The 19,587-nt window shown below is 59.0% G+C and carries 24 protein-coding genes; 19 read left to right on the forward strand and 5 right to left on the reverse strand.

Annotated elements, in window-relative coordinates:
- Nucleotides 1-52: 52 nt before the first annotated feature.
- Complete coding sequence (locus ACR0FE_RS20585; RefSeq protein WP_170615533.1) at nt 53-481, reverse strand: Lrp/AsnC family transcriptional regulator; 429 nt, start codon at nt 479-481, stop codon at nt 53-55.
- Nucleotides 482-658: 177 nt separating this feature from the next.
- Here ACR0FE_RS20585 and ACR0FE_RS20590 point away from each other — a divergent pair, with 177 nt between their 5' ends.
- From ACR0FE_RS20590 to ACR0FE_RS20620, 7 genes are all read left to right on the forward strand, one after another.
- Entirely contained in the window at nt 659-1,273 is a 615-nt protein-coding gene (locus ACR0FE_RS20590; RefSeq protein ID WP_170615531.1) for a ribonuclease D, read from the forward strand.
- Entirely contained in the window at nt 1,270-2,238 is a 969-nt protein-coding gene (locus ACR0FE_RS20595) for a KpsF/GutQ family sugar-phosphate isomerase (RefSeq protein WP_480914953.1), read from the forward strand. The genes ACR0FE_RS20590 and ACR0FE_RS20595 overlap by 4 nt, the downstream gene beginning before the upstream one ends.
- Nucleotides 2,239-2,250: 12 nt before the next feature.
- The gene (gene lptC, locus ACR0FE_RS20600; protein WP_480914954.1) at nt 2,251-2,850 is read left to right on the forward strand and encodes an LPS export ABC transporter periplasmic protein LptC; all 600 of its coding nucleotides are present in this window, start codon (nt 2,251-2,253) and stop codon (nt 2,848-2,850) included.
- A gap of 3 nt (nt 2,851-2,853) precedes the next feature.
- Entirely contained in the window at nt 2,854-3,345 is a 492-nt protein-coding gene (locus tag ACR0FE_RS20605; RefSeq protein WP_170681930.1) for an LptA/OstA family protein, read from the forward strand.
- Nucleotides 3,345-4,103: an LPS export ABC transporter ATP-binding protein gene (lptB, locus tag ACR0FE_RS20610; protein WP_170615523.1), complete on the forward strand. Its 759-nt coding sequence runs from the start codon at nt 3,345-3,347 to the stop codon at nt 4,101-4,103. The genes ACR0FE_RS20605 and lptB overlap by 1 nt, the downstream gene beginning before the upstream one ends.
- 252 nt (nt 4,104-4,355) lie before the next feature.
- Complete coding sequence (gene hpf / locus ACR0FE_RS20615; protein ID WP_170615521.1) at nt 4,356-4,919, forward strand: ribosome hibernation-promoting factor, HPF/YfiA family; 564 nt, start codon at nt 4,356-4,358, stop codon at nt 4,917-4,919.
- Between the two features lie 59 nt (nt 4,920-4,978).
- Nucleotides 4,979-5,443, forward strand: a complete 465-nt coding sequence (locus ACR0FE_RS20620; protein ID WP_170615519.1) for a PTS sugar transporter subunit IIA — start codon at nt 4,979-4,981, stop codon at nt 5,441-5,443.
- Nucleotides 5,444-5,500: 57 nt separating this feature from the next.
- On the opposite strand, the gene dalA is transcribed toward ACR0FE_RS20620, so the two are convergent.
- Nucleotides 5,501-6,016 (reverse strand): divisome-associated lipoprotein DalA, encoded by a 516-nt coding sequence (gene dalA / locus ACR0FE_RS20625; protein WP_170615517.1) that lies wholly within the window; start codon nt 6,014-6,016, stop codon nt 5,501-5,503.
- 169 nt (nt 6,017-6,185) lie between these two features.
- Between dalA and ACR0FE_RS20630 the strand changes: the two genes are divergently transcribed.
- Together ACR0FE_RS20630 and ACR0FE_RS20635 are read left to right on the forward strand one after the other, a co-directional pair.
- Nucleotides 6,186-6,785, forward strand: a complete 600-nt coding sequence (locus ACR0FE_RS20630; RefSeq protein ID WP_321250490.1) for a L,D-transpeptidase — start codon at nt 6,186-6,188, stop codon at nt 6,783-6,785.
- A gap of 139 nt (nt 6,786-6,924) precedes the next feature.
- On the forward strand, nt 6,925-7,107 hold the full coding sequence (locus ACR0FE_RS20635; RefSeq protein ID WP_010442520.1) for a hypothetical protein: 183 nt from the start codon (nt 6,925-6,927) through the stop codon (nt 7,105-7,107).
- Nucleotides 7,108-7,179: 72 nt separating this feature from the next.
- Here the strand turns inward: ACR0FE_RS20635 and hemH are convergent, their stop codons facing one another.
- Together hemH and ACR0FE_RS20645 are read right to left on the reverse strand one after the other, a co-directional pair.
- Nucleotides 7,180-8,229, reverse strand: coding sequence for a ferrochelatase (gene hemH, locus ACR0FE_RS20640; protein WP_480490802.1), 1,050 nt, complete (start codon nt 8,227-8,229; stop codon nt 7,180-7,182).
- A gap of 55 nt (nt 8,230-8,284) precedes the next feature.
- The gene (locus ACR0FE_RS20645; protein ID WP_480914958.1) at nt 8,285-9,115 is read right to left on the reverse strand and encodes a methyltransferase domain-containing protein; all 831 of its coding nucleotides are present in this window, start codon (nt 9,113-9,115) and stop codon (nt 8,285-8,287) included.
- Between ACR0FE_RS20645 and ACR0FE_RS20650 the strand changes: the two genes are divergently transcribed.
- Genes ACR0FE_RS20650 through ACR0FE_RS20665 form a run of 4 tightly spaced genes read left to right on the forward strand, consistent with a single transcriptional unit; the run spans nt 9,114 to nt 11,439 of the window.
- Nucleotides 9,114-9,860, forward strand: a complete 747-nt coding sequence (locus tag ACR0FE_RS20650) for a double zinc ribbon domain-containing protein (RefSeq protein WP_480914960.1) — start codon at nt 9,114-9,116, stop codon at nt 9,858-9,860. The two genes, ACR0FE_RS20645 and ACR0FE_RS20650, sit on opposite strands and share 2 nt — an antisense overlap.
- A 36-nt stretch (nt 9,861-9,896) precedes the next feature.
- Complete coding sequence (gene grxC, locus ACR0FE_RS20655; protein ID WP_170615509.1) at nt 9,897-10,154, forward strand: glutaredoxin 3; 258 nt, start codon at nt 9,897-9,899, stop codon at nt 10,152-10,154.
- Nucleotides 10,154-10,984 (forward strand): carbon-nitrogen hydrolase family protein, encoded by an 831-nt coding sequence (locus ACR0FE_RS20660; protein ID WP_321250503.1) that lies wholly within the window; start codon nt 10,154-10,156, stop codon nt 10,982-10,984. Before grxC ends, ACR0FE_RS20660 begins: the two co-directional genes overlap by 1 nt.
- Nucleotides 10,985-10,998: 14 nt before the next feature.
- Nucleotides 10,999-11,439, forward strand: a complete 441-nt coding sequence (locus ACR0FE_RS20665; protein WP_010442526.1) for a MarR family winged helix-turn-helix transcriptional regulator — start codon at nt 10,999-11,001, stop codon at nt 11,437-11,439.
- A 52-nt stretch (nt 11,440-11,491) separates the two neighbouring features.
- Here the strand turns inward: ACR0FE_RS20665 and ubiG are convergent, their stop codons facing one another.
- Complete coding sequence (gene ubiG / locus ACR0FE_RS20670) at nt 11,492-12,238, reverse strand: bifunctional 2-polyprenyl-6-hydroxyphenol methylase/3-demethylubiquinol 3-O-methyltransferase UbiG (RefSeq protein WP_480914961.1); 747 nt, start codon at nt 12,236-12,238, stop codon at nt 11,492-11,494.
- A 48-nt stretch (nt 12,239-12,286) separates the two neighbouring features.
- Here ubiG and pip point away from each other — a divergent pair, with 48 nt between their 5' ends.
- The 6 genes from pip to infB all read left to right on the forward strand — a co-directional run bounded on the left by pip (nt 12,287) and on the right by infB (nt 19,578).
- Nucleotides 12,287-13,267, forward strand: coding sequence for a prolyl aminopeptidase (pip, locus tag ACR0FE_RS20675; protein WP_480914963.1), 981 nt, complete (start codon nt 12,287-12,289; stop codon nt 13,265-13,267).
- Nucleotides 13,264-14,085: an ABC transporter substrate-binding protein gene (locus ACR0FE_RS20680; RefSeq protein WP_480914965.1), complete on the forward strand. Its 822-nt coding sequence runs from the start codon at nt 13,264-13,266 to the stop codon at nt 14,083-14,085. The genes pip and ACR0FE_RS20680 overlap by 4 nt, the downstream gene beginning before the upstream one ends.
- 160 nt (nt 14,086-14,245) lie before the next feature.
- Nucleotides 14,246-14,836, forward strand: coding sequence for a ribosome maturation factor RimP (gene rimP, locus ACR0FE_RS20685; protein WP_480914966.1), 591 nt, complete (start codon nt 14,246-14,248; stop codon nt 14,834-14,836).
- Complete coding sequence (gene nusA / locus ACR0FE_RS20690; RefSeq protein WP_480914968.1) at nt 14,836-16,449, forward strand: transcription termination factor NusA; 1,614 nt, start codon at nt 14,836-14,838, stop codon at nt 16,447-16,449. The genes rimP and nusA overlap by 1 nt, the downstream gene beginning before the upstream one ends.
- A 22-nt stretch (nt 16,450-16,471) precedes the next feature.
- Complete coding sequence (locus tag ACR0FE_RS20695) at nt 16,472-17,095, forward strand: RNA-binding protein (RefSeq protein ID WP_170615495.1); 624 nt, start codon at nt 16,472-16,474, stop codon at nt 17,093-17,095.
- Between the two features lie 8 nt (nt 17,096-17,103).
- Nucleotides 17,104-19,578 carry a translation initiation factor IF-2 gene (gene infB, locus ACR0FE_RS20700; protein WP_480914971.1) on the forward strand — a complete coding sequence of 825 codons (2,475 nt, stop codon included), beginning with the start codon at nt 17,104-17,106 and terminating at the stop codon, nt 19,576-19,578.
- The last annotated feature ends 9 nt before the right edge of the window (nt 19,579-19,587 follow it).

Consider the following 19,587-nt stretch of genomic DNA (forward strand, 5'->3'; position numbering starts at 1 on the left):
TCAGTCCGGGGCAGGCTAGCCGCGCATCGGTTTACATAGGGTTATCGCAGCATCAGTTCCGGTCGATCCGGCGGCCAAACACAACGCTTGTGTTGGTTCGCATGACGCCCGGGATCTTGGCGAGTTCGTCGACGAGGATGTCCAGATCTTCGATATGCGGTGCTTCGGCACTCAGCAGCAGGTCGAATTCTCCGTTGATGGACAGGCACAGTTTGACCTCGGGATAGGCTTCAAGACGTTTGATGATGCGGGCCGTTTCTTTTTGCTGCACTTCCAGCAGAACGATGACCTGAACACGCGGCGTGTCTTGCGGGCTATGCAAAACCACAGAGTACCCTGCAATTACACCGCGATCTTCCATGCGGCTGATACGCTCGTGAACGGTGGTGCGCGCCACGCCCAGCTTTGCTGCGATCCGGGTTGTTGATTCACGCGCGTTCTGCTGAAGTGCGGCAACGATATTACGATCAAGTTTGTCCATGGTGGCCAAGGTTTAGAGCATTAGCATACAGATGCTCAAGTTCCTGCTGACCTCATTTGTGTCGCGGCAAAATCCCGTCCCGGCAGCGCCTGGTCACAATCACGCCCGATGGATGGCGTTGAGTTTGCGGACCAAACCTCCTATCTCGTGGTTTGAGACCGAACAAAGGAAAAATCCGTGGCGAACCACTTGTACAAAAACGACCTGCCGGATGGGCTGGATTTGGGCCCGGTCGTGGCGATCGACTGTGAAACCATGGGTTTGAATCCGCATCGGGACAGGTTGTGCGTTATCCAGATGTCGGGTGGCGATGGGCACAGCCATATCGTTCAAGTCGAAAATGGGCAGACATCAGCTCCGAACCTGTGTGCCATGCTGGAAAATCCAGATGTGCTGAAGCTGTTTCATTTCGGGCGATTTGACATCGCGGCCATGTACCACACATTCGGTGCGCTGGCGGCGCCGGTCTATTGCACCAAGATCGCCAGCCGACTGGTACGCACCTATACAGACCGACACGGGCTGAAGAACCTGTGCCAGGAACTGATCGGCGTCGACATCTCGAAACAGCAGCAAATGAGCGACTGGGGTGCGGAAAACCTGACCGAGGCTCAGCTGGACTATGCCGCCTCGGACGTTCTGTACCTGCATCAGTTGCGCGATGCGCTGAACGGTCGTCTGGCACGCGAGGGCCGGACCGAGATGGCGCAGGCCTGTTTTGATTTCCTGCCGATGCGTGCCAAGCTGGACCTCGCCGGCTGGCCTGAAACGGATATTTTCGCGCACTCATGACTGACAACGAATCCTTTCTGAAAACCGCGCGGCAGGTCATCACTGACGAAGCCCGTGCGCTTGACGTTCTGGCGGACGGCCTGGATGAGAATTTTGCCACTGCCGTGCAGATGATCCTGCAGGCAACCGGTCGGATCATTGTCAGCGGGATCGGCAAATCGGGCCATATCGGCCACAAGATCGCGGCGACGCTGGCGAGTACCGGGACACCCGCCTATTTCGTGCACCCGGCCGAGGCAAGTCACGGCGATCTGGGCATGGTGTCGAAGGGCGATGTGGTTCTGGCGATTTCGAACTCGGGCGAGGCACCGGAGCTGGCCAATCTTCTGGCCTTTACCCGGCGGTTCGGCATCCCTCTGATCGGCCTGTCCAGCAAGCCCGAAAGCACGTTGATGAAACAGGCGGACGTGCATCTGCTGATCCCGTCGATGGGTGAGGCCTGCGGCTTTGGTATGGTGCCTTCGATTTCGACGACGCTGACGCTTGCAATGGGGGACGCGCTGGCGATCGCCTTGATGAAGTACCGGGATTTCCGGCCCGAAAACTTCCGTGATTTCCACCCCGGCGGCAAACTCGGCGCGCAGCTCAGCAAGGTTCGCGATCTGATGCATACCGACACGCCGATCGTTTCCTCGGGCACGCCGATGAGCGAGGCGTTGCTGGTCATGAGCCAGAAGGGTTTTGGCGTTGTCGGCGTTATTGATGCCGAGGGGCGGTTGCTGGGCATCGTGACCGATGGCGACCTGCGGCGGCATATGCAGGGTCTGCTTGACCTGACCGTCGATCAGGTGATGACCGAGAACCCGCGTACCATCGGACCGGGTGAACTGGCCGAGAGCGCCGTGGCTCTGATGACGATGCAGACGCCCAAGATTACCTGTTTGTTTGTGGTCGATCCGGCCTCGGGCGGGCGGGCTGAAGGCATTTTGCACATTCACGATTGCCTGCGCGTCGGGTTGGGCTGAAAGGTGGAAACTGTGGACCGCTATTCCCGCATGGTACAGTTCTTGAAGGTGCTGTTGCCACTGGTGGCTATCCTGATGCTGTCCACGGTGTTCCTTCTGTCCCGCAGCATCGAGACAGACGTGTCGGTTCCATTCCCGCAAACGGAAATCAACGATCGCCTTGCCGACCAGGTTATTACCCAGCCCGACTACCGGGGCACAACCCGCAAGGGCGAAGACGTACACATCAAGGCCATACAGGCGGCAAAAGGGGCCGAAGGATCTGTCCCGACCGCGGCCGAGTTTCGGGGGCGTCTGGGGCTGTTGAATGGCGGTGTCATAACATTGGATTCAAATTCGGGCATGATCCGACCAGACAAAAAGACGGCAACTTTTGTCGGCGACGTAGTCATAACCACCACGGACGGCATCCAGGTCACCACGGATTTGCTGAACACCTCGTTGGATGAAATCCGCGGGGATACACCGGGTCAGGTTAACGGAACCGGACCGATCGGTGATTTCTCGGCCGGGCGCATGACATTTGGGACTGAAAAAAAAGACGGACCGGTCCATATTGTTTTTACAGATGGCGTAAAGCTGGTGTATGAGCCGGCAAAAGCAGAAAGATGAAGTGTGTTTGATTTTCGAATTGCCCTTGTTTGCATCGCTCTGGTGACGAGTGCCGTTTCCGCGACCGCGCAGGAAACGCAGGTGGCGTTTGGGTCGACCAAGGCGGACCCCAGTTTGCCGGTCGAAGTGACGTCGGAAACACTCAACGTCAATCAGGAAAACGGGTCGGCCGAGTTTCTGGGAAATGTCATCGTGATTCAGGGCGAAATGCGTCTGACTGCAGAACGAGTTCTGGTCATCTACAACAACGAGCGTTCGGCGATCGAGCGGCTAGAGGCCACGGAAGACGTGGTTCTGGTAAGCCCTCCCGACGCGGCGCAGGGGGATTGGGCCGAATATACGATTGATTCCGGTGTGATCCTGATGAAGGGCAATGTTCTTCTGACACAGGGGCCAAGCGTCATCAGCGGCGATCAGATGAATGCCAACCTGACCACAGGTACCGCAACCATGACCGGTCGGGTGAAAACGATCCTGCAACAGGGCAACAACTGATGGCACGACCCAACTTATCCGTTGCCGACGGCACCTCGGGTCTCAGAATCGAGAAACTGCGAAAGTCCTATCGCAAGAAGACCGTGATCCGGGATGTTTCGATGACACTGGGCCGGTCCGAAGTTGTGGCTTTGCTTGGTCCCAACGGGTCGGGCAAGACGACGACGTTCTATTCTGTCGCCGGGCTGGTTTTCCCCGAGGCGGGCACGGTCACGCTGGACGGGCACAATGTCACGACTTTGCCGATGTACCGGCGCGCCCGGATGGGGATCGGTTATCTGCCTCAGGAGATGTCGATTTTTCGCGGCATGAGCGTCGAGGACAATATCGCCGCTGTGCTGGACATAACCGTCAGCCACGCCCATCGCCGCAAGGAACGTTTGGAAGAACTTTTGTCCGATTTCTCGATCGAGCATTTGCGGCGGGCCCCGGCCCTGGCTTTGTCAGGGGGGGAAAGACGCCGGGTGGAAATCGCCCGCTGCCTGGCTGCCGATCCCAAGTATTTGCTTTTGGATGAACCGTTTGCGGGTGTGGACCCTATCAGTGTTGGGGATATCCGGCATTTGGTTGCCGACCTGAAAAAGCGCGGAATTGGTGTTTTGATCACGGATCACAACGTCCGCGAAACGCTGGAAATTGTGGACAGGGCCTACATCCTGCATGACGGAAAGATGCTGATGTCCGGCACGCCGGACGAAGTTGTTGAAAACGAGAATGTGCGCCGCGTGTATCTGGGTGAAAACTTCAGGATTTCATAGGCTTGCGCTGATCTGCACTTGCTGCATGTCGGAAATTACACAAATACGCTTTTGTTTTGATTGACTCTTCCGCCGCCTCTTGGCTCAATTGGCTCATGGCAGTTTTGCGGCTCCAGTCTGGATCACGATATCCCTTCTCCGAAGGGCGCGATGGCAGACAACCACAAAACATGTCGCTACCCCCCACCCGATAAAAACAAGCTCGCCGCGTAACGTGGCGTCAGAATGGGTGTGAATTGTGAAGGAGATCACATGCGTTACCAAATCAGCGGAAAACAGATCGACATCGGCGCGGCGCTGCAGACCCACGTGCAGACCGAGCTGGGCGAGGTTGTGGGTAAGTATGCCCAGCGCCCGACGGACGCCGCCGTCGTCTTTTCCCGTTCAGCGCATGAATATGTATGCGAGACCACGGTGCATCTGTCGACGGGCCTAACCGCCCAGGCCAAGGCCCACGCAATCGAGATATATGCGGCATTCGAGGCTTGCTGCGACAAAATGGAGACACAACTGCGCAGATACAAGCGCCGCCTGAAAGACCACCATAAGGATCGATCCGAGCCGGTTGAACTCTTCGGCGCGTCCTCATATATCCTCGCCTCTAATGAATCGGAGACGGCTGACGAACCCGAATCGCTGCAGCCTATGATTGTGGCTGAGATGGAAACAAAGATACCATCTCTCAGCGTTGGCGAAGCTGTTATGCAAATGGAACTTGCAGGCGCCCCGGTGCTGGTGTTCCGTAATGAAAACAAGGACGGATTGAATGTCGTGTATCGCCGGGATGACGGCAATATCGGGTGGATCGATCCGTAACAGGCAAGATTGAAAGACGGGCCCCGGTTTTGGCCGGGGCAACGTCATGGAGCGTGATCATGGAGCTGTCGAGCATACTGAAGCCCGAAGCCGTACGTGTATTGTCATCTGCTTCCAGCAAGAAGCGGTTGTTTCAGGAAATCAGCGATGTCGCTGCCGCCACCCTTGGGCTGGACGCGCAGGAAGTTGTGGACAGCCTGCTGGAGCGTGAAAGCCTCGGCCCGACCGGGGTTGGCCATGGCGTGGCGCTACCACATGCGAGATTGCCGCAGCTTCAGGCCGTTTCGGGCGTATTCGTCATGCTGGAAAAGCCTATTGATTTCGGTTCGGTCGACCGTCAGCCAGTCGACATTGCCTTTTCGTTGTTTGCGCCGGAAGAAGCGGGTGTCGATCATCTCAAGGCTTTGGCGCTTGTGTCGCGGACCTTGCGTGACACATCTGTCTGCGCAAAGTTGCGGGCAAATCCTGACCCCGTCAAACTTTATGCCATTCTGACTGAAGCGCAGTCGATGCAGGCTGCGTAACCTGGCTCTATTGAAAAAGCCCCCGCTATCCGGAGGCTTTGTTGCGGCCCGAGGCGATCAGCCGCCTGTGCCCATTTCCAGTGTCCACCAGATTTTGCCGCCTTTTTCCTGATGCCAGGCAAAGCCCATCTGGCTTGCCTTCGGATCCATGATGACGGCGCGCGGGCCGGGCTCCTGCATCCATGCGGCCAGGGTTTCGGTCTCGGTCTCGTAGGTTTCCGATATCGCTTCGCCCAGGAAGGTCCCGAAGTAGCCTGCGCGCGCGGCGCGATCGATGGGCGAGGATCCGTCCGATCCGAAATGCCAGGGGCGGTTCTGACGGGCCATGTCTTTGGAATGGGTGGCTGCGGCCGCATTCAGTTGGGCATTCAGTTGAACCGGTTGCAGGCCCGAGGCCTGACGGAGTGCATTCACCGAATCCAACATGCGGAATTGTAGTTTATCGGTGCTGCCGCGAATCTTGTAGACTGTCGGCAACGGCCGCCCGTCGGCCCCCAAGGCTGTGGTTGAGGTGTCCGTGCATGCCGCCAGTGCGACAAGGCAAATAACTAGCAGAGAAAGGATACGCGTCATGATCGACCTGATAATTGTGTTATCAACGGGCATAGCGTGACTGAACGCGCTGGGCAAACGTACAATGGCCACAACCCGCGTGATTCTGCCGGTTTGATTTGCGACTGAAGCATTCTGGCAATAAAATGATCCGAAATTTCCAAGTCACCTAAGCAAAGGACCCTTTGTCATGGTCAAAAAACGTATTCAGCCCTCGACCCGCCGCGGATTTCTGGCAGGTGCGACGGCCGTGCTGGCCACGCCGGCAATCGCCCAGTACATTCCCGGAGACCCATTGCGTCCTGCTCCGGAAGCAGAACCGGCGGTTCGCCGCAATGTTTCGGGCTTCCGGGCGTTGGACTGGCAGCCCTATTTTTCCAATACCAGAAACGGTGCCATTTTGGTCGATACCGTCTCGCGGGCGCTGCATTATTGGTCAGATGATCAATCTGTATACAAACTCTACCCATCTTCGGTTCCATTGACCGAAGAACTGACCCGCCGCGGACGGACGAGCGTGATCCGGAAGGTCGAAGGCCCAAGCTGGTCGCCGACGCCGTCGATGAAGAAGCGAAATCCGGAATGGCCCGACTATATCCCGCCTGGTCCGGATAACCCTTTGGGAACACATGCTTTGTATCTGAGCTGGAAATATTATCGCATTCACGGCACCCATGACACGCGCAAAATCGGGCGCCGGTCTTCAAACGGCTGTATCGGCCTGTTCAACGAGGACATTGCCGAGCTGTTTTCTATGGCGAAGGTTGGCACGCAAGTGTTGCTAATTTGACGACATTTTCATGCACGAACCCGCTTGGCGATCAAGTTGCAATTGCAATCCCTGCGCATTGCTGATTAGAAAAAAACACGAGGTAAGTCTTAGATGTGTGACTCCACTAATCGGAATCACGCAAATTCTGGAGGTTAATATGAAAAAACTCGTTCTCGCCGCTGCTCTGACCGCTGCTGCTTCGACTGCCTATGCTGGCAACCTGGAAGAGCCGGTTGTAGAGGCACCTGTCGTTGTCGAAGAAACCCAAGGTTCGTCGCAGGGTATCATCCTGCCGCTGATCCTGCTGGTTGTTGTTGCCGCAGCTGTTGCAGCAAGCTAATTCGACAAGCTGATCAAAGAAAAGGCGGTGGATTTATCCATCGCCTTTTTTTGTGTCCGGTCCGTGGGTCGTTCAGTCCAGCCAGCCCCTGAGATTGTCTTCGATCACCGCGCCAAGTGCGGCGATATGCGAATCATCGGCGTTGAGGCATGGGATATAAGTAAAGCCCTCGCCGCCGGCCTCCTCAAAGCTTTCCCGAATTTCTTCGTTGATTTCTTCCAGCGTTTCGATGCAGTCGGCTGAAAAGGCCGGGGCGATTACCGCGATGTTCTTTTTGCCCTGCCGCGCCAGATCGGCGACGTGATCGACGGTGTAGGGCTTCAGCCATTCCTCGGGTCCGAACCTGGACTGGAACGTCGAAACCAGCTGATCGTCTGTCCAGCCCAGCCGCTCTTTCAGCAATCTGGTCGTTTTTGCGCATTGGCAGTGATAGGGGTCGCCTTGCTGCAAATAGCGTTCCGGCATCCCGTGATAGGAACAGACAAGAATGTCGGGCCTCGTCTCCATCTCTGCATAAGCGCGCTCAACCGACCCCGCCAATGCGTCGATGTAGGCAGGTTCGTCAAAATACGCGGGTACGGTCCGGGTGGCCGGTTGCCAGACCTCCTCCATCAGCGCCCGGAAGAACTGATCATTTGCTGTCGCTGTCGTGGCTCCCGCGTATTGCGGGTAGAGCGGGAAGAACAGGATGCGGTCACAGCCCGCCGCCACCATCTCGCTTACTTTGGACTTGGTCGAAGGGTTGCCATAGCGCATGCAGAAATCGACCATCACCTGATCGCCGTAACGATCTTGCATTGCGTTGCGCAGCTTGGCTGTCTGGTCCTTGGTGATCGTCATCAACGGGCTTTCGCCCTCGTCGTGATTCCAGATCGATTTGTAGGCCTCACCCGAGCTGAACGGGCGCTTGGTCAGGATGATCCCCTGCAGGATCGGTTGCCACTTCCACTTTGGATAGTCGATCACGCGTTGATCCGACAGAAACTCGTTCAAATAACGCCGCATCGGCCAATAGCTGTAGTCATCCGGCGTGCCGAGATTTGCCAGCAGGATTCCGACGCGGCCCGTTTTGACCTTTGGGTGGTCGGCTGGTGCATGGTCGGGGCGGGTTGCGTCAGTCATTTAAGCTTCCTGAGTTTTTGTGGTCCGGCCTGAGATAAACGGAAATGCCCGGCGGTCAATCGGACAGTTTGCCTTCTTTTGTCCCTAAAGCTTCAGCTAGTCGCATGCGGGCGGACCCGGGGCGCAACGGTTGCGGTTGGCTGTCGTGCGGGGACCAGCCTGTCAGGCAGATCAATTCGAACGTCGCCAGCAGACGGCCCTGAGGCGACGCAAAGTGGCGGTTGTAGATGGTCTGGGCTTTGTCAAAGATAAGGCGTTGAGTCGGGTATTTCAGACGGGCGGTCAGAATATTGGTCTCACCCATTGCGCGAAGATCGTGCATCAGGTGCATCAGGTCACGGTATTCCGCTGTCACGGTAGCCCTGTCGGCCACGGGCAATGCAAATCCGGCCCGCTGCAATAGCCCACCCAGATCCCGCAGTTCTGCCATCGGGGCGATGCGGGGGCTGAGCCCCCCGGTTACTTCGATCTCTGCCTGGCCCAGGGCTGCACGCAGTTCGTGCAGGGTTTCACCACCGGGACAGACGCCCAGCAGCAGCCCGTCCGGGCGCAGGGCGTGACGGCATTGGATCAATTGCCCGACCGGGTCATTGGCCCAGTGCAGCGCCATCGCGTGAATAACCAGATCATGCGATCCACTCTCCAGCTCCAGAACCTCACTATCCGCTATGGTGGTAGCAGCGGGCAGAAAATCGCGCCAGAGATGCGGGAACGGAGTGATAATCGCCGGTGCTGTAAAGGTTCTGTTAACCATCAAAAGCCGATCCTTCACCTCATCCATGGCAGCGTGATGCAGGAACAACGCATCGTCCCGGGCACGGGCGCGGCGCATGGTCAGTATCGAGCGATCAAACGGCGAGGGTGCAGTGTCGGCAGGCAGTTTCATGGGTCGCAAGTATCGCATGTGGCAGCGGATTCAAACCGTTGTTGCACTGATCTACCCGCCGCGTTGCCTGGGATGCGGCGTATTGACGGAATCCGACTTTGGTTTGTGCGGCTCCTGTTGGCGTGACACACCATTTATCGGCGGGACCGTCTGCGAAACCTGCGGAATGCCGATAGAGGGCGAGGCGGATGGTCACAGAATCGAGTGCGACGATTGTCTGGCGAGCCCCCGACCATGGAGGGACGGGCGCGCAGCGCTGTTGTATCAGGGTCAGGCACGATCGCTGATCCTGAGCTTCAAGCACGGTGACAGGCCCGAACTGGCCCGAACAGCGGCCCTTTGGATGGCGCGGGCAGGCCAAGATCTGCTTCGCGACGAGATGCTGATCGCACCTGTCCCGTTGCACTGGTCGCGCCTGCTGAAACGGCGATACAATCAGTCTGCCCTGCTGGCGCAAAGTCTGGCCCGTGAAACCGGCCTGGACATGTGTCCGGACCTGCTGGTGCGTCGAACAAAAACCCCGGTTCTGGATGGCAAAACCGCAGCGGAACGGGCGGACATCCTGTCTGATGCGATCGCAGTTCACCCCAAGCGGCGAAACCTGCTGACAGGCCGCGATATCCTTCTGGTGGATGACGTGATGACATCCGGCGCGACTTTGGCAGCCTGTACCCGGGCATGCCAGATCGCGGGGGCAAATCATATTTTCGTGTTGGTACTGGCGCGCGTTGCCAAGGATGCCTAATTCGCTCAAGATTGCGCGAAATCTAGGGAACGGAACATGAAGCCGGTAGAAATCTACACCTCGCCGCTATGCGGCTTTTGCCACGCTGCCAAACGCCTGCTCAAGCAGAAGGGTATCGATTTCAAAGAAATCGATGTCCTGATGGACCCCAAGCGAAAACCAGAGATGATCAAACGGGCCTCGGGTAAACGCACGGTGCCTCAGATCTTTGTAGGTGACATCCATGTCGGCGGTTGCGATGACCTGTACGAGCTGGACCGGCAGGGCAAGCTGGACCGTCTGCTGGCGGCCTGATGAAAACGGCGCTGTTGCAAATCACTTCGTCGGATGACCCGGCAGAAAACCTCATTATGGTGCGCGCCATGATGGCCGATGCGGCAGCGCAGGGCGCGCAGTTTGTCCTGACGCCCGAGGTCACGAATTGCGTCTCGACAAGCACCACACGGCAGCGCGAAGTTTTGCAGCACGAAGAAGATGACATCACGCTGGCCGGCCTGCGAGAACAGGCCGCCACGCTTGGTGTCTGGCTGCTGATCGGCTCGCTGGCGGTCAGGACCCATGACGCAGATGGGCGATTCGCCAACCGGTCCTTCCTGATCGAACCGAAGGGTCAGATCGTGGCCCGCTATGACAAGATTCACATGTTCGACGTGCAGGTCACCGAGTCTGAGACCTTCCGCGAATCCAGGAACTATCGGCCAGGCGACAAGGCAGTGATTGCCGAGACCGATTTCGGCAAGGTTGGCATGACTGTCTGCTATGACATTCGCTTCCCGCAACTTTACGCGGCGCTGGCGCAGTCCGGCGCGCGGATTCTGACTGTTCCGGCGGCTTTTTCACCGGTTACCGGCGCGGCCCATTGGGAACCGTTGTTGCGCGCGCGCGCGATTGAGACCGGCTGTTGGGTTCTGGCCCCGGCACAAACGGGTGAGCATCCGAAAACCCGCGGCAGGACGCGTCATACCTATGGCCACAGCATGGTTGTGGCCCCTTGGGGAGAGGTGCTGATCGACGCAGGTAACGATCCGGGCATTCACATTTTCGATTTGGATGATAGTTCTGTGACACAGGCGCGCAGCCGTGTGCCCTCATTGACTCACGTGCGGCCTTTCGACGGGCCCTGATCCAGAACCGGAATATGACGGACGAGAAAAATGCCCTTGCGGTCACGCTTTTCAGCGAGATCCTGACCGCCGATCAGCTTTTGCGAAACCGGCTCAGCCGGGTGCTGCCCAAGGGCATGGAGATCTCGCATTTCTCGGTGCTGAACCATCTGGTCTTTGTCGGAGACGAGCGCAGCCCGGCGCAACTGGCCAACACATTCCATGTGACCCGAGGTGCGATGACCAACACTTTGGCCAAGCTGGAATGGGCCGGATACATCCACATTCGACCCGACTGGGACGATGCCCGTCGTAAGATGGTGGCGATCAGCCCCGCCGGCCGCCGAGCGCGCGATCAGGCGATTTCGTCGATTGCACCGCTGATCAACCGAGTGGTCGGAGAGTTGGGTCTGGAGCGGGTCCGCAGCACCCTGCCCGTGTTGCGGGATTTGCGGTTGCAGCTTGAGGGTGAATAGGGGCAATTCGGCATCCAGCGTCAGATGGGCGCTTGCCCCCATCTCGATCAGCTCACCCCGGCTTCACGCTTGCGGTCACGTAATTCACGCTGAGGTCGCGGTCGGAAATTGACCAATTCCACAGGATTGGGTTGAACACGAACCCCTTGCGGTCGACCGGGTCCAGCCCTGCCTGGCGCAGCAGGTCGAACAATTCGTCTGGTGTGATGAACTTGTGCCACTCATGGGTGCCGCGCGGCAGCCAGCGCATGACCACTTCGGCTCCGATAATCGCCATGGCGTAGGATTTCGGATTGCGGTTGATGGTCGAACAGATCTGCAGTCCGCCGGGTTTTAGCAGGTGCTGGGTCGCCGTCAGGTAGCTGAGCGGATCAGCAACGTGTTCGACAACTTCCATGTTCAGGACAACGTCGAACTGTTCGCCTGCCTCGGCCAGCGATTCGGCCGTTGTGTGGCGATAGTCGATTTGCAGCCCGGATTGTTCCGCATGAATACGTGCGACGGGCAGGTTGCCTGCGGCGGCGTCGGCGCCGACGACCTCGGCCCCCAGTCGGGACATCGGCTCGCTCAGCAATCCGCCACCGCATCCGATATCCAGCAAACGCAGGCCTTCAAAGGGATCAGGGTCCTTCAGGTCGCGATCGAACTCGCCCGCAATCTGTTGTGTGATATAGTCCAGACGGCACGGATTCAGCATGTGCAATGGCTTGAATTTACCATGCGGATCCCACCATTCCGCGGCCATCGCTTCGAATTTTGCGATCTCGGAAGGGTCGACCGTGTTCGGATGCGCTTGCATTCCTGTCTCCGTATGCTCTTTTACCCGTAAGGACTATATAGGCCAATAATGGACAAGTACCCGGACCAAAAGCGCGCAGTTCAATATCTCTACCCGCCGACCGACCCGTTCGATCAGCGGATGGTGGATGTGGGCGACGGGCATCGCATCTATATGGAACAATGCGGCAATCCCGACGGGATACCGGTCGTGGTTTTGCATGGCGGCCCGGGTGGCGGCTGCAGTCCGGCGATGCGCCGCTATTTTGATCCTGATGTTTACCGGGTGATTCTTTTCGACCAGCGCGGCTGTGGCCGGTCCCGGCCCCACGCTGCGGTCGAGGACAACACGACATGGCATCTGGTTGACGATATCGAACGCTTGCGGGTTTTGCTGGACATAGATGAGTGGATCGTTTTTGGCGGCAGCTGGGGGGCCACCTTGGCGCTGATCTACGCGCAGGCCCATCCGGATCACGTTGCCCGTCTGGTGCTGCGTGGCGTGTTCCTGATGACAAAGGCCGAACTGGACTGGTTCTATGGCGGTGGGGCCGGAAAATTCTGGCCCGAGCAGTGGGCGAAATTCACGTCCCTGCTGCCCGAATCTGAACTGCACGATACAATCACCGCCTATCACAAACGCCTGTTTTCAGGCGATCGCGCGACCGAAATCCTGTATGCCCGCGCCTGGTCCAGTTGGGAGAATGCGCTGGCTTCGATCCATTCCAACGGATCGACCGGGGAAAGCCCCGGAGAGTATGCGCGCGCCTTTGCTCGGCTTGAAAACCACTATTTCATGAATGGTGGATTTCTTGAGAAAGACGGCCAGATTCTGGATCGGATGGATCGGATCGCACATATTCCCGGCCATATCGTTCAAGGTCGCTATGACATGATCTGCCCGCCGCAGGCAGCCTGGAATCTGGCCGACCGTTGGTCCAACGCCGAGCTGAAAATGGTGCGGCAGGCAGGCCACGCCCTCTCTGAGCCCGGAATTAGCGCCGAACTGGTCCGTATCATGGACCGTGTGGCCGAGGAGGCTGTAGCATGACACGGATCGACCGCCGAGCCCTGTTTGCGTCGGGTGCCGCCGCCGCTCTGCTGGCGGCGACCGGAGCTTCGCTGGCGGATACGCCGAAATCGGGCGGGGCTTTGCGGTTGGCCGTGCCCCGTGATGACAGCCTCGAGCAAGTGGCGCGCGGCGCGGTGTTCGATACGCTGACCGAGATTGCGCCGGATGGCACCTTGCGTGGAGAACTGGCAACCAGTTGGCAAACCGATGCCGAGGCGCGCGTTTGGAATTTCGAGCTGCGACAGAATGTTCTGTTTCACGATGGCGCGGTTTTGGAAATGGGTGATGTTCTGGCCGTTCTGGAAGAAGTCGGACAGGCCGAACCGCTTTCCCTGACTTCGATACGATTGGAATTGGCCGCGGCCAATCCGGGCCTGCCGTTTCTTCTGGCCGACAGTCGGTTTGTCATTACACGCAAGGGGCAGGGGGTCACGCCACTGCACGCCGCGAACGGGACGGGGTGTTACCGTGTCGAGCGTGCCGAGGATGGCCGCCATTTCCTCGGGCGCAAGGTGAGCGGCCACTACAAGGACGGACAGGCCGGTTGGGCGGACTCCGTGGAAATCATCGTCATTCCGGATCCAAATGTCCGCTCTGAAGCATTGCGGGATGGGTATGTCGACATCGCTGCCTTGCCTGCCTCGGAGGGGCTGAAGGGCCAGAGAGGTTTGCGGTTTTATCCCGCCGAATCGGAGATGGCACTGGCGCTGGCTGCTCATGTGGGAATGCCCCGCCAGATCGGAAAGGGCCGCGCGCTCGACGACGGGCGCATCGCCGAAAGGTGGTGGGTGGCGTAATTCCATTCAGTGTGAACTGCCGGGGGTTGCAGTTTCGGAAAACCCTGCGTATATGCAGTTTCAACAGCGGCGTGTCGGGCTAGGGTCCGGGGCTCCACCGGAAAAGATCGACGGGCCGCGCGCCCGTTTTTTTGTGCCCGATTCATGGGTAGAGAACCTGATGACAAACGACCTGATAGCCAAAGCTGCCATCGATCGGCGACTGGCCGAGATCATTACCCCCGTGATTGAGGATCTGGGGTATGAGCTGGTCCGTATTCGCCTGATGAGCGGCAAACAGACCACGCTGCAAATCATGGCCGACAAGCCCGATGGCGGTATCGAAGTGGATGATTGCGCCGAGATTTCAAACGCGGTCAGCGCCACGCTGGATGTCGAGGATCCGATCCTTGACACCTATACGCTGGAAGTGTCCAGCCCCGGTATCGACCGCCCTCTGACTCGTCTCAAGGATTTTGAGACTTTCGAAGGGTATGAAGCCAAGATCGAAACTGCCGAGCTGATCGACGGCCGCCGCCGCTTTAAGGGTGAATTGGCCGGGATCGAAGGGGACGAGGTTCTGATAAACATCCCCGAAGGGTCAGAAACGATCACCATCGGTCTGCAGTTCGACTGGCTGAGCGACGCCAAGCTGGTCCTGACCGACGACCTGATCAAGGAAATGCTGCGCCAGCGCAAGGATGCCGGTGCCCTGAACGAAAACGCTTTCGACGATATTGAGACCGAAGGGTCCGAAGAGGAGACGAACTGATGGCAATCACCTCAGCCAACCAGCTGGAGCTGCTGCAGACCGCCGAGGCCGTGGCCCGCGAAAAGATGATCGACCCCGGTCTGGTTGTCGAAGCGATGGAAGAATCGCTCGCCCGCGCCGCCAAGAGCCGCTACGGCGCCGAGATGGACATTCGCGTCAGCATCGACCGTAAGACCGGCAAGGCCACCTTTACCCGCGTTCGTACCGTGGTCGAGGATGACGAGCTGGAAAACTATCAGGCCGAGTTCACCGTCGAGCAGGCCAAGCAGTACATGGAAGACCCGCAAGTCGGTGACGTCTTCGCTGAAGAGGTGCCGCCGGTCGAAATGGGTCGTATCGCTGCCCAGTCGGCGAAACAGGTGATCCTGCAGAAGGTCCGCGAGGCTGAGCGTGATCGTCAGTACGAAGAATTCAAGGATCGCGCCGGAACCATCATCAACGGTGCCGTCAAGCGCGAAGAATTCGGCAATGTCATCGTCGATCTGGGTGGTGCCGAGGCCGTTCTGCGCCGCAACGACAAGATTGGCCGCGAAAGCTATCGCCCGAATGACCGTGTGCGCGCTTATATCAAGGAAGTCCGCCGCGAGGTTCGCGGCCACCAGATCTTCCTGTCGCGTACCGCGCCGGAATTCATGGCTGAGCTGTTCAAGATGGAAGTGCCGGAAATCTATGACGGCATCATTGAGGTCAAGGCCGTGGCCCGTGACCCCGGCTCGCGCGCGAAGATTGCCGTGATTTCCTATGACGGCTCAATTGATCCCGTCGGTGCCTGCGTCGGTATGCGCGGCAGCCGCGTGCAGGCCGTCGTGAACGAGCTGCAGGGCGAAAAGATCGACATCATCCCGTGGAACGAAGATCAGCCGACATTCCTGGTGAACGCGCTGCAACCCGCCGAGGTTTCCAAGGTGGTTCTGGACGAAGAAGCCGGCAAGATCGAGGTTGTGGTCCCCGAGGAACAATTGAGCCTTGCCATCGGTCGCCGGGGTCAGAACGTGCGTCTGGCCAGCCAGCTGACCGGTCTGGACATCGACATCATGACCGAGGCCGAAGAGTCGGCGCGTCGTCAGAAGGAATTCGAAGCCCGCACCAAGCTGTTCATGGAAAGCCTGGATCTGGACGAATTCTTTGCTCAGTTGCTGGTCTCAGAGGGTTTCACCAACCTCGAAGAGGTGGCTTACGTCGAGATCGACGAGCTGCTGGTCATTGACGGTGTTGACGAAGGCACCGCGCAGGAACTGCAAACCCGCGCGCGGGAATTCCTGGAAGCACAGGCCAAGGCCGCGCTGGATGCTGCCCGCGCCCTGGGCGCCGAGGATAGCCTTATTGAATTCGAAGGCCTGACACCCCAGATGGTTGAGGCGCTGGCCAAGGACGATGTGAAGACACTGGAAGACTTCGCGACCTGCGCGGACTGGGAACTGGCCGGTGGCTGGACCACGGTCGACGGCGAACGCATCAAGGATGACGGTGTTCTGGAGCCTTTCGGCGTCACGCTGGAAGAAGCACAGGATCTGGTCATGACGGCCCGCATCATGCTGGGTTGGGTTGACCCGGCCGAACTGCAGCAGGCCGAAGAAGACAGTGAAATTGCAGACGAGGAGGCCGAGGCCTGATTTCAGGCCTCGGGTGGCGTGAATGGGTCGCGGTGGCGTCCATAAAGACCGGTCCGAAGGACCTGAACGCAAGTGCATCGCCACGGGCGAAGTTCAGCCTAAATATGGGTTGATACGCTTTGTGACGGGGCCGGACGGTCAGGTCTATCCGGATGTCGCGGCGAAACTGCCGGGACGTGGGGTCTATGTGGCGGCGGATCGCGCCGCACTGGACCGGGCCGTGGGCAAGAAACTGTTTGCACGCGGGTTCAAGGCTCAGGTGACCATACCGCAGGATCTGGCGGATGAGGTCGAGCGGCAGATTTCGCGCCGGGTGATTGAACTGCTGAGCTTGGCCCGCAAGTCCGGCGATGCGGTCGCCGGCTACGAAAAGGTCAAGACGTGGCTGGACCGGGAAGAGGCCCAGGTACTGATTCAGGCCACCGATGGATCGGGGCGCGGCAAGTCGAAACTGAGCACGCCGCATTTTGGAAAATACATCGGTTGGCTGACGGCGGACGAGTTGGGACAGGCATTTGGGCGCCAAACCGTGATTCATGCGGCTCTGGCCTCTGGCGGACTCGCCAAACGTGTTGTAGAGGAAGCGCAGCGCCTGCGTGGCTTGCGCGAAACGGATGACGGCGGCAAGGGCCGCTCGGAAGGGTAAGAAGCTTTATGAGCGATAGTGACGGCAAAAAGACATTGGGTCTTCGTGGCGGGGCACGCCCCGGAAATGTGAAACAGAGTTTCAGCCACGGACGCACCAAGAATGTCGTGGTGGAAACCAAACGCAAACGCGTGGTGGTTCCCAAGCCGGGTGCCAGCAAGCCAGGTGGCGGCGCTGCGCCGTCGGGTGATCCTTCACGTCGTCCGGCCGGCATCTCGGATGCCGAAATGGCGCGCCGCATGAAGGCATTGCAGGCCGCCAAGGCGCGGGAGGCCGACGAGGCTGCTGCCCGCGAGGCGGAAGAAAAGGCGCGTGAAGAAGAACGCGCCCGCCGCCGTGCCGAGCAAGAGGCCAAGGAACGCGAACAGCGTGAGGCCGAAGAACGTGCGCGCCAGAAGGCAGAAGACGAAGAGCGCAAGCGCAAAGAGGCGGAAGAAGCCGCCAAACGCGCCGCTGAGGCCCCGACCCCCGAAGAACCCAAGGCGGCCCGCAGCCCGGCCAGCAAGCCTGCGCCAGCGGCGATTCCGCGCAAGCAGGATCGCGAACGCGAACAACGTGGTCGCGGCAAAGGGCGTGACGACAACCGCAGGTCCGGCAAGCTGACACTGGGTCAGGCCACCGGTGGCGAAGGTAACCGTCAGCGCTCGATGGCGTCGATGAAGCGCAAGCAGGAGCGTGCGCGTCAGAAAGCCATGGGCGGCCCGGTCGAGCGCGAAAAGGTGATCCGCGACGTACAGTTGCCCGAAGCGATCATGGTTTCGGAACTGGCGAACCGTATGGCCGAGCGCGTGGCCGATGTAGTCAAATCCCTTATGCAGATGGGCATGATGGTGACGCAGAACCAGACCATCGACGCCGATACAGCCGAGCTGATCATCGAAGAGTTCGGCCACAAGGTCACCCGTGTTTCCGATTCGGATGTCGAGGACGTCATCAAAGAGGTCGAAGACAGCGAAAAAGATCTGCAACCGCGCCCGCCGGTCATTACGATCATGGGTCACGTTGACCACGGTAAGACCTCGCTGCTGGACGCGATCCGCGATGCGCGGGTCGTCGCAGGCGAGGCCGGTGGCATCACCCAGCATATCGGCGCCTATCAGGTCGAAACTGATGGCGGCACCACGCTGACCTTCCTGGATACGCCGGGCCACGCGGCCTTTACCTCGATGCGCTCGCGCGGTGCCCAGGTCACGGATATCGTGGTTCTGGTGGTTGCGGCCGATGACGCGGTGATGCCGCAGACGATCGAGGCGATCAACCACGCCAAGGCGGCCGAAGTGCCGATGATCGTGGCGATCAACAAGATCGACAAACCGGACGCGAACCCGGACAAGGTCCGCACCGACCTGCTGCAACACGAAGTGATCGTCGAGAAGATGTCGGGTGAAGTTCAGGACGTCGAAGTGTCGGCCATCACCGGTCAGGGCCTGGACGAACTGCTGGAGGCCATCGCGCTGCAAGCCGAGATTCTGGAACTGAAAGCCAACCCCGACCGCGCCGCCCAGGGCGCCGTGATCGAGGCGCAGCTGGATGTGGGCCGTGGTCCTGTGGCCACTGTTCTGGTTCAGAACGGCACGCTGCGTCAGGGCGATATCTTCGTTGTGGGTGAACAGTACGGCAAGGTCCGTGCGCTGATCAACGACAAGGGCGAACGCGTCAAGGAAGCTGGCCCCTCGGTTCCGGTCGAAGTCCTGGGCCTCAATGGTACGCCCGAGGCCGGTGACGTTCTGAACGTGACCGAGACCGAAGCACAGGCCCGTGAGATCGCAGCCTACCGCGAACAAGCCGCCAAGGACAAACGCGCCGCCGCCGGTGCAGCGACCACCCTTGAGCAGCTGATGCAGAAAGCCAAGGAAGACGAGAACGTGGCCGAGTTGCCGATCCTCGTCAAAGCCGACGTGCAGGGTTCTGCCGAAGCCATTGTTCAGGCGATGGAGAAGATCGGAAACGACGAAGTGCGCGTGCGTGTACTGCACTCGGGCGTTGGTGCGATTACCGAGACGGATGTCGGCTTGGCTGAAGCCTCCGGCGCGCCGGTCTTTGGTTTCAACGTACGTGCCAACGCGTCAGCCCGGAATACGGCGAACCAGAAGGGTGTTGAGATCCGCTATTATTCTGTGATCTATGACCTCGTTGATGACGTGAAAGCGGCCGCATCGGGTCTGCTGAGCGCCGAAATTCGCGAGAAGTTCATCGGCTACGCCGAGATTCGCGAAGTCTTCAAGGTCACCGGTGTTGGCAAGGTTGCTGGCTGTCTGGTCACCGAAGGTGTTGCCCGTCGTTCCGCAGGCGTCCGTCTACTGCGCGACAACGTGGTGATCCACGAAGGCACGCTGAAGACGCTGAAGCGCTTCAAGGACGAAGTGGCCGAAGTCCAGTCGGGTCAGGAATGTGGTATGGCATTCGAGAACTACGATGACATCCGCCAAGGCGACGTCATCGAAATCTTCGAACGCGAAGAAGTTACCCGCTCGCTGGACTGATCCAGACAC

The organism is Ruegeria sp. K7, assembly GCF_056531785.1.

Coding starts and splice junctions, on each gene's coding strand:
- ACR0FE_RS20635 (WP_010442520.1), top strand. CDS start 6,925: ATGAAAAAACTCGTTCTCGCCGCTGCTCTGACCGCTGCTGCTTCGACT.
- ACR0FE_RS20595 (WP_480914953.1), top strand. CDS start 1,270: ATGACTGACAACGAATCCTTTCTGAAAACCGCGCGGCAGGTCATCACT.
- dalA (WP_170615517.1), bottom strand. CDS start 6,016: ATGACGCGTATCCTTTCTCTGCTAGTTATTTGCCTTGTCGCACTGGCG.
- nusA (WP_480914968.1), top strand. CDS start 14,836: ATGGCAATCACCTCAGCCAACCAGCTGGAGCTGCTGCAGACCGCCGAG.
- ACR0FE_RS20695 (WP_170615495.1), top strand. CDS start 16,472: ATGGGTCGCGGTGGCGTCCATAAAGACCGGTCCGAAGGACCTGAACGC.
- ubiG (WP_480914961.1), bottom strand. CDS start 12,238: ATGCAAGCGCATCCGAACACGGTCGACCCTTCCGAGATCGCAAAATTC.
- pip (WP_480914963.1), top strand. CDS start 12,287: ATGGACAAGTACCCGGACCAAAAGCGCGCAGTTCAATATCTCTACCCG.
- ACR0FE_RS20660 (WP_321250503.1), top strand. CDS start 10,154: ATGAAAACGGCGCTGTTGCAAATCACTTCGTCGGATGACCCGGCAGAA.
- hpf (WP_170615521.1), top strand. CDS start 4,356: ATGCGTTACCAAATCAGCGGAAAACAGATCGACATCGGCGCGGCGCTG.
- ACR0FE_RS20650 (WP_480914960.1), top strand. CDS start 9,114: ATGGGTCGCAAGTATCGCATGTGGCAGCGGATTCAAACCGTTGTTGCA.
- infB (WP_480914971.1), top strand. CDS start 17,104: ATGAGCGATAGTGACGGCAAAAAGACATTGGGTCTTCGTGGCGGGGCA.
- ACR0FE_RS20665 (WP_010442526.1), top strand. CDS start 10,999: ATGACGGACGAGAAAAATGCCCTTGCGGTCACGCTTTTCAGCGAGATC.
- ACR0FE_RS20645 (WP_480914958.1), bottom strand. CDS start 9,115: ATGAAACTGCCTGCCGACACTGCACCCTCGCCGTTTGATCGCTCGATA.
- ACR0FE_RS20630 (WP_321250490.1), top strand. CDS start 6,186: ATGGTCAAAAAACGTATTCAGCCCTCGACCCGCCGCGGATTTCTGGCA.
- grxC (WP_170615509.1), top strand. CDS start 9,897: ATGAAGCCGGTAGAAATCTACACCTCGCCGCTATGCGGCTTTTGCCAC.
- lptB (WP_170615523.1), top strand. CDS start 3,345: ATGGCACGACCCAACTTATCCGTTGCCGACGGCACCTCGGGTCTCAGA.
- ACR0FE_RS20620 (WP_170615519.1), top strand. CDS start 4,979: ATGGAGCTGTCGAGCATACTGAAGCCCGAAGCCGTACGTGTATTGTCA.
- hemH (WP_480490802.1), bottom strand. CDS start 8,229: ATGACTGACGCAACCCGCCCCGACCATGCACCAGCCGACCACCCAAAG.
- ACR0FE_RS20585 (WP_170615533.1), bottom strand. CDS start 481: ATGGACAAACTTGATCGTAATATCGTTGCCGCACTTCAGCAGAACGCG.
- ACR0FE_RS20680 (WP_480914965.1), top strand. CDS start 13,264: ATGACACGGATCGACCGCCGAGCCCTGTTTGCGTCGGGTGCCGCCGCC.
- rimP (WP_480914966.1), top strand. CDS start 14,246: ATGACAAACGACCTGATAGCCAAAGCTGCCATCGATCGGCGACTGGCC.